This window comes from Oscillatoria sp. HE19RPO, from assembly GCF_024220515.1.
Lineage (GTDB): Bacteria > Cyanobacteriota > Cyanobacteriia > Cyanobacteriales > Laspinemataceae > Laspinema.
In genome coordinates this window covers 1-1,089 of record NZ_JAMXOT010000504.1, presented here as the reverse complement: position 1 = coordinate 1,089, position 1,089 = coordinate 1, and the positions used below count along the sequence as shown (strand labels likewise).

General features: G+C 50.0%; 1 protein-coding gene. It reads right to left on the bottom strand.

Translation table 11 applies throughout. From position 1 onward, the window contains the following. Nucleotides 1-110 precede the first annotated feature (110 nt). Nucleotides 111-977: a fructosamine kinase family protein gene (locus tag NG833_RS30180; RefSeq protein ID WP_254568953.1), complete on the bottom strand. Its 867-nt coding sequence runs from the start codon at nucleotides 975-977 to the stop codon at nucleotides 111-113. Nucleotides 978-1,089 lie beyond the last annotated feature (112 nt).

Sequence of the window (1,089 nt, the reverse complement as noted above, 5' to 3'; positions counted from 1 at the left end):
GCAATGCTTGCGCCCCTGGGGCGCAAGCATTGCGCCCCTACATTGATCGGGCTACTCCGTTGATCTACGAACGAACGTTTTGGAGATTTTATTTTTTGGAGTTCCCTTAGTTAATTTAATAGGGTGGCGATCGCCCGATTTGCTTGGGACCCATACCCACCCCCAAATAAATTAAAATGATTCAGGATGTGATAAAGGTTATAAAGGATTTTGCGCTGTTCATATCCCGCGCTCAAGGGCCAAACTTCGTTATATCCTTGATAAAAGGCCGAAGAAAATCCCCCAAATAATTCCGTCATGGCAATATCCACTTCCCGATCGCCATAATAGGCAGCCGGGTCATAAATAGTAGGTTCCCCCCCTTGCGTCACCCCGGCATTGCCTCCCCATAAATCTCCGTGAACCAGGGAAGGTTCAGGGGTATGATTGGCTAATAATTTAGGAATTGCATCAATGAGGCGATCGCCCTCGGGAAACTGTCCCCCTTTTCGCCGCGCCAGTTGCAGTTGAAACCCAATCCGATGTTCCGCCCAAAACTCGGTCCAATCGGTACTCCAATTATTCATCTGCGGCGTCGAACCAATGGTATTATTTCGACTCCAGCCAAATTTGCCTGAACCGGAATGTTGATGCAACGCCGCCAGTTTGCGCCCCATTTCTCGGGAGACTTCAGCATCAGCACGAGAAGCCAACTCCAGCCACTCTAAAACAATATAGGCTGAATCATTGGCAATGCCAGTACAAATGGGTTTGGGGACCCGAATGGTCTGGGTGTCCCACATTTCCTGCAATCCCAACGCCTCCGCCTCAAACATCGGCAAATCCACGGCGCGATTCAGCTTGACAAAGTAGGTGCGATTGCCCCCCGTGACACGATACCCTTGATTGATGCAACCCCCTCCCACCGAACGGCGATCGCCCAGGGCAAATTTCTCTCCGGTTACCTCAGCAATCTGTTTGGCAATGTGATCCCACATGATTCCGTCCTTCTGCCTCCGTAGAATGTTCTGAAATTTGGTTTTTAAATACCTATTCTAAATTAGGAGTAGGGGCGCAATGCTTGCGCCCAAAAGAGGGCGCAAGCATTGC